Source organism: Dietzia cercidiphylli, from assembly GCF_014145145.1.
In the GTDB taxonomy this organism is placed as follows: domain Bacteria; phylum Actinomycetota; class Actinomycetes; order Mycobacteriales; family Mycobacteriaceae; genus Dietzia; species Dietzia natronolimnaea.
Window position 1 is genome coordinate 1 of sequence record NZ_JAALEA010000137.1, and the last position, 4,412, is coordinate 4,412.

General features: G+C 71.3%; 5 protein-coding genes. 3 read left to right on the forward strand and 2 right to left on the reverse strand.

Features of this window, described 5'->3' with window-relative positions:
* Together G6028_RS05675 and G6028_RS05680 are read left to right on the forward strand one after the other, a co-directional pair.
* A partial coding sequence (locus tag G6028_RS05675) for a PIG-L family deacetylase (RefSeq protein WP_479682421.1) occupies positions 1–459 on the forward strand: 459 nt, incomplete at its 5' end.
* Complete coding sequence (locus G6028_RS05680) at positions 456–857, forward strand: hypothetical protein (RefSeq protein ID WP_182658295.1); 402 nt, start codon at positions 456–458, stop codon at positions 855–857. The genes G6028_RS05675 and G6028_RS05680, both read left to right, overlap by 4 nt.
* Here G6028_RS05680 and G6028_RS05685 read toward each other — a convergent pair.
* Together G6028_RS05685 and G6028_RS05690 are read right to left on the reverse strand one after the other, a co-directional pair.
* Positions 828–2,519 (reverse strand): PH domain-containing protein, encoded by a 1,692-nt coding sequence (locus G6028_RS05685; RefSeq protein WP_182658296.1) that lies wholly within the window; start codon positions 2,517–2,519, stop codon positions 828–830. The genes G6028_RS05680 and G6028_RS05685 overlap by 30 nt on opposite strands.
* On the reverse strand, positions 2,516–3,160 hold the full coding sequence (locus tag G6028_RS05690; protein WP_182658297.1) for a PH domain-containing protein: 645 nt from the start codon (positions 3,158–3,160) through the stop codon (positions 2,516–2,518). The genes G6028_RS05685 and G6028_RS05690 overlap by 4 nt, the downstream gene beginning before the upstream one ends.
* A gap of 99 nt (positions 3,161–3,259) precedes the next feature.
* Here G6028_RS05690 and cofG point away from each other — a divergent pair.
* Positions 3,260–4,412, forward strand: a 1,153-nt coding sequence (cofG, locus tag G6028_RS05695; protein WP_182658298.1) for a 7,8-didemethyl-8-hydroxy-5-deazariboflavin synthase CofG, incomplete at its 3' end; no start/stop codon positions are given.

Consider the following 4,412-nt stretch of genomic DNA (forward strand, 5'->3'; position numbering starts at 1 on the left):
CGCGGGGGGTACGGGCACCCGGATCACATCCGTGTCCACGAGGTCGTCCGCGCCGCTCTCGACGAGGCCGGCCACCGGCCCCGGCGGATGGCGTGGACGGTGACCGCCCGGTCGGACGTCTCGCGACGGCACCCCGCGCCACCCGGCCACCTGCGGCACGCGGGGGAGTCCGAGCTTCCCTCGGTGCCGGACTCCCGACTCACCCACCGTGTGCCGCTCGACGACGCGACCTATGCGGCCAAGTTGGAGGCACTGACCGGGCACGCGACCCAGCTGGAACTGGTGCCCGGCACGGATGCCGATCCGTGGTTCCTCGCACTGACCAACGGGGTGCTGCAGCCGGTCTCGGAGGTCGAGTGGTACATCGCCCACGACCTCGTCGACCCCGACGGCCCCTACGTCAAGTGCCCGCCCGGCACCGCACACCTTCTCGACGGACTCGTGGGGGAGTCCCGGTGACCGGCCGGACCGCCGTCGCGCGCACCACCTCGGCCGTGGAGCTCGGCGTGGCGCTGCTGATGCTCGCGGTGGGGGCCGCGACCAGCTGTGTCCTCACCGTCGCCTGGTTGACCGCGTATGTCGGCCCGGTCCCGGCCCCGTTCACCATCCTGGTGGCCGGCGCGTGGTCGCTGTTCCTGGTGCGGGTGACCTCCGCCTGGTCCGAACGCGCGATCGTGGCCGTGTTCCCGGCCCTGATCTGGATCCTCACCCTGGTGGCGCTCAACCTGGGTCCCGGCGGGGACATGCCGGTCCCGATCGGGTTGCGGGGCCTGGCGCTGCTGCTGGTGGGCGGTCTCATCCCGCTGTGGGTCGCGACCCTGGGTCGATCACTGCGCCCGGATACCCATCGAGGGTGAGGAACGCACGTCGGGGTCACCCTCGTGGTTCCAGACGTCCGTGATCCCCGGGGTCAGCGCCTCGGCCAGAGCCCACGCCTCGTCGGCGTCCATGTCCATCACCGAGTAGACGCCGTTGCCCGCCGGGGTGGCCGCGGAGACGGTGGCGACCCCGGCCGAGCGCTGGAACACCGACTGGGTCACCGTCCATCCGATGATCCCGTCCGCCTCGAGCACCGTCCGCTTGGCGGTCCACGACCCGTGCGAGGTCACCAGCATGTCGGGCAGCAGTGCGTGGCCGAGCATCCTGATCCGGTCGACCGACAACGCGAGGAAGAACACGAGGGCCGCCGGGATCGCCCACCGCACCCAGATCTCGGCCGAGGGACCGGAGTCGATCCGGACCAGGACGATGAGACCGGCCACGATCCAGAACGGCATGAGTCCGCGGGTGATCCGCCGCCGGGCGGCCTTCCACGGGTGACGTCGCAGAGGCACGGTGACGGGGGTCGGGTCGCCGAGGATGCGGATCGCCACCCGGCGGACGTCCTTGATGGGTGCCTGCGGCAGCAGGGTCGACGCGGCGGCACCCTTCTTGGTCCCCGTCATGATGGGCTCGAGCCGGCCGCCGCCCAGGAGCCGGAGGTACACGGGCAGACGGATCTCGACCCCGCGGAGCCTGGCCTTGTCCAACGCCTGGTGCTTGCGGCGCAGGATGCCGTTCTGGACGTAGAGCAACTGCCCACGGTCGGTGAGTGCGTACTTCCCGTAGCGGATCGCGTACGTGATGATCGCCAGGACGCCGGCCACCACCCAGATCGCGACGGCCTCGCCGACCAGGGTCCACGGTTGTCCGAGGGAATCGAGCCACGAGACGGCCGCCTCGACCACCGCGAGGTCCATGACGCGGTCGTGCATGTCGCCCATCTGCCAGGTGATGAGCCACAGTGACAGGAGCACGCCGAACCCGATGAAGGAGAACGGCGCGAACCTTGCCCACGTGACGCGCCACTGGGAGATGTCCTCACCGTACTTCGACCCCCACTGCTCCTCGTCCTCCTCGCTGAGCGTCGGGTCCAGGGCACGCCGGTGCTTGAGCAACTCGTCGCGCAGCGGCTCGACCTGGGCCGTGTCGATGGCGTTGAGCCGGAACCGCTCGGCGTCCGACTTCCCGGAGTCCGCGCGGCCGGTGCCGACCTCGACGATCGACACCCGCATGACCCGGTGGAACAGATCCGATTCGGTGTCCACGCTGCGGATCCGCTGGCGCGACACCGTGACCACGTTGCGGCTGAAGAAGCCCTTCCTCAGGATGATGTGGGTCCGGCCGACCTGATAGCTCGTGGACAGCCACCGCAGCAGACTGCCGAGGACGATCAGTGAGATGACGCCGATCTCGAACCAGTAGTTGTTGCGGTTCGAGCCCAGCCACAGGGAGATGAGGAACAGCGGGAGCAACCGGGTGAGCATCCCCAGGGGATCCACCAGCAGCATCCGCCAGGACAACCGCTCCCACGGGGCCTCCGGGTCGACCTGTCCGGCCTCGTCGGTCCGATCGACCGCGGTGTCCTCCTCCGTCGGGTCGGAACCCGGGGCCCGTGCGGTGTCGACGGAGGAGCCGGCCTCGTCGTCGTCGTCGTCCGGACCCGCCGTCACCCCGGTCGCGGCGCCCGGTCCGCTCACGTCCCGTCCTCCGAGTCCAGGTTGGCGATGGCGATGAGGTGCTGGGCCAGGGCCTCGGCATCAGCGAGGGTCAGCCCCCTGATCTCGACCGTGCCCTGCGCGGAGGCGGTGGAGGCGTGGACCGTGGCCAGGCCGAACCAGCGCTCGAACAGGTTGCGGGTGGTGTACACCGTCTGGAGGCGGGCCAATGGGGCGATCCGGAACTGGGTGGTCCACCAGCCCTTGCGCGAGCACACCGCGGTGTCCGAGACGTCCCAGCGGGCCACGATGTAGCGCCACCACGGCGCCACCACGATCGACATGAACGCGAACGGGACGGTCGCGGCCAGCGCGACCCAGTTCCAGAACCCCATCACGTTGTCGCCCCAGAAGTACCACCCGACCTGCAGGGCGGCGAGGATCGCCCACGACCAGATCCCCTCGATCACCCACAACACCGGCGTGCGGGGGGAGATCCGGTGCCGCGGAGCCGTGACCAGCACCCGGTTGGACGTCAGCAGACCCTCCCCGGAGTCGGGGACGTCCTCGGTGGCGGTCGCCGGAGCCGGCTCGCGCAGGGCGTGGGCGCCACCGGCGCCACGGGGGGGTGTGGACACCAGGGGATCGCCGTTGCTGCGCAGGGGACGGGCGGGATCGGGCATGCCGCCCAGACTAATGCGCGGTCCCGTTCCGCACGCCCGTGACCTCCCACGCAGCACCGGCCCTCCACCTCCCGGCCCCGGTGGGGCATCATCACGGACATGGATCTCGCCCTGACGCCCGTCGATCCCGAGCCCACGCCCTCGGCCATGCGGCGCGCGCTGCGCCGGGCCTCCGACGGGCTCACCCTCGACGTGACCGAGGCGGCGGTGTTGCTGGCCGCGCGCGGAGACGATCTCGTCCGGCTGACCGGGCTGGCGGCCGCGCGTCGCGACGCCCGCCTCCTCGACGAGGGGCGTCCGGGGGTGGTGACGTACTCCCGCAAGGTGTTCGTCCCGCTCACCCGCCTGTGCCGCGACCGCTGCCACTACTGCACCTTCGTCACCGTGCCCGGGAAACTCCGGGCCGCCGGCGAAGGCATGTTCCTCGACCCCGACGAGGTGGTGGACCTGTGCCGGCGCGGCGCGGAGGCCGGGTGCAAGGAGGCGCTCTTCACGTTGGGCGACCGACCGGAGGACCGGTGGCCCGAGGCGAGGGAGTGGCTCGAGTCGCGCGGCTTCTCCTCGACGCTGGACTACGTCCGGGCCATGGCCATCCGGGTGTTGGAGGAGACCGGTCTGCTGCCGCACCTCAATCCCGGCGTGATGAGCTGGTCGGAGATGTCCACCCTCAAGCCGGTCGCACCGTCCATGGGGATGATGCTCGAGACCACGGCCACGAGGTTGTTCACCACCCCGGGTGCGTGTCACCACGGCAGCCCGGACAAGGACCCGGCCGTGCGGCTGCGCACCCTGACCGACGCGGGGCGTCTCGCGGTGCCGTTCACCTCGGGGATCCTGGTGGGGATCGGGGAGAACAGGACCGAGCGGGCCGACAGTCTGCTCGCGCTGGCCGGGCTGGCCAGGGAGTTCGGACACCTCCAGGAGGTGATCGTCCAGAACTTCCGGGCCAAGCCCGACACCGCCATGCGCGACTCGGCCGACGCGGACACCGACGAGTTCCTCGCCGCGATCGCCGTCGCGCGCCTGGTGCTCGACCCGCGGGTCGCCGTCCAGGCCCCGCCGAACCTGGTCGACCGGCAGGACGTGCTGGCCCTCATCGGCGCGGGGGTGGACGACCTGGGCGGCATCTCGCCGCTCACACCCGACCACGTCAACCCCGAGCGGCCGTGGCCGCATCTGGAGGGACTGACCGCCGACCTGGCGGCGGCGGGCTGGGCGCTGACCGAGCGACTCACCGCCCACCCGCGATACG